Source organism: Chitinophaga sp. (assembly GCF_035564935.1).
Taxonomy (GTDB): Bacteria; Bacteroidota; Bacteroidia; order Chitinophagales; family Chitinophagaceae; genus Chitinophaga.
Window position 1 is genome coordinate 1 of sequence record NZ_DATMTE010001034.1, and the last position, 2,423, is coordinate 2,423.

The window sequence follows — 2,423 nt, forward strand, 5'->3', positions numbered from 1 at the left end:
TACCTCTCCGCTGGTCCTTATACCTGCGCCCGGTAACAAAAAAATAGCTAGGTTTGAGGTCCTTAAAAACAAAACCTGACTTAATATGAGAAAAAAATTACTGGTTTTGCTCTTATTGCTTAGCGTAAGTATCAAATGGGCTAAAGCAGATGAGGGCATGTGGTTGCCTTATTTACTGGGGCAACAAACGTACAACGACATGGTGAAGAAAGGATTGAAGCTGACTAAAGAACAGTTGTATAGTATTAATAAAGCATCCCTGAAAGACGCTATCGTTATTTTCGGCGGCGGCTGTACCGGTGAAATTGTAAGTAACGAGGGCCTTATTTTTACCAATCACCACTGTGGGTACGGCGCTATTGCCGCCGCCAGTTCTGTAGAACATAATTACCTGAAGAACGGTTTCTATGCAAAAAATAAACAGGAAGAAATTGCTTCTTCCCAGTTGTCTGTCCAGTTCCTGGTAAGGGTGGAAGATGTGAGCAAACAGGTGGAAGAGGCCCTGAAAGGACTTGATGGCGCCGAAAGAGCCCGGAAAGAGCAACAGGCATACAGTGAAATTATCTCCAAAGCCACTGCCAACACCGGCTATGAAGCGAAAGTAGTACCTATGTTCAAAGGCAACCAGTATCTCCTGTTTGTATATGAACGCTATAAAGATATCCGCCTGGTAGGTACGCCTCCTGAAAGTGTAGGTAAATTTGGCGGTGATACCGACAACTGGGAATGGCCCCGCCACACCGGCGACTTCTCCATCTTCCGGGTATATACCGGTAAGGATGGAAAGCCAGCCTCTTATGCTGCCGATAATGTGCCTTTAAAGCCTAAACATTTCCTGCCGGTATCTATCAAAGGTGTAAAGGAAAATGATTACGCCATGATTTTCGGTTACCCCGGCGGTACCAACCGTTATGAAACTTCTTACGGTGTGAAACTGAAAACATCTGTAGAAAACCCTTCCGTGGTAAATCTCCGTGATGTAAGACTGAAAGCCATGTTTGAACAGATGAAGAAAGACCCTGCGGTAAAACTGCAGCTGGCTTCTTCCTATGCCGGTATCGCCAATTACTGGAAATTTTTTGACGGCGAAACCAAACAGCTGGAAAAACATGGTGTACTGGCCGATAAACAGCAACAGGAAGCAGCCTTTGCCAAATGGGCGCAGGACAAGCCTGAATTTGCCAGCGTACTTCCTGATTACGAAGCGGCTTATAAAGCATGGACGCCTTATGCAAAACAGCGGACTTACCTGAATGAAGGTATCCTGGGCTCACCGGTGGCATCTTTTGCCGCCTCATTAACAGGAGTGGAAAGAGCACTGGTAACTCCCGGCGCTCCCAAAGATGCCGTGAAACAGGCTGTTGAAGCAGCTGATAAAGCGCGCAAAGCCTTCCTCGAAAGCGAAAACAAACCAAGCGACCAGAAAATTCTTGCGGCTACCTGCCATATGTATTATACAGACATCTCCAAAGATCAGCAACCCATTGGTTTTTATGATGCGCTGAAAGCAAAATATGGTAGTCTTGACGAAGACAAAACCTACAATACCTGGGCGGCTTCCTTAATGGCTAATACCTTTATTTTCGATGATGCCAAATGGAACGCCTTCGTAGCAAACCCTGATGCAGTAACCCTGCAGAACGACCCGGTGTTTGCCTATTCAAGCGCATTCATCAAAAATTATGTAAGCAAATACCTGCCGTTATACAACCAGTTCAATACAAAAATTAATGACCTGGGCCGCGTTTATCTCAAAGGTGTTATGCAAATGAGCCCTAATGCCAACAGGTATCCTGATGCTAACTTTACCATGCGTTTATCCTATGGCCAGGTAAAACCATATTCTCCACGTGATGCGGTACATTATGATTATGTAACCACCATGAAAGGCGTGATAGAGAAGTATGTGCCAGGTGATTACGAATTTGACCTGCCTGAAAATTATATTGACTTATACAGGAAGAAAGATTTCGGCCAGTATAAAGATGCGAAACGGAATGATATCGTGGTAGGCTTTATTACCACCAATGATATCACCGGCGGTAACTCCGGATCCCCTGTGATCAACGCCAATGGTGAATTGATTGGTCTTGCTTTTGATGGCAACTACGAAGCCCTGAGTCATAAGATCCAGTTCGATTCTGCGTACAACCGTACTATCTGCGTGGATGTACGCTATGTACTGTGGTGTATCGATAAACTGGGTGGTGCAAAAAACATTATTAATGAACTGAAACTGGTGAAATAAGCCGGCAGTAATTATTTGATCAGGAAATCCCGTACCGGCATCCACGGTACGGGATTTTTTTATGCGTGTTATACAATTAACCTGCAATCTTCTGGCAGAGTTTTCGGAGATACCAAAGGCAAGGTGCCTGCGTGGGAGCGGAAAGGCCATGGCAAAGCGACGTTGCTTTATAGGG

Annotated in this window: 1 protein-coding gene; it reads left to right on the top strand. The window is 45.2% G+C overall.

Translation table 11 applies throughout. The features are described 5' to 3' along the window. The first annotated feature begins 85 nt into the window (after positions 1-85). On the top strand, positions 86-2,248 hold the full coding sequence (locus VN105_RS26935) for a S46 family peptidase (protein WP_325646093.1): 2,163 nt from the start codon (positions 86-88) through the stop codon (positions 2,246-2,248). Positions 2,249-2,423 lie beyond the last annotated feature (175 nt).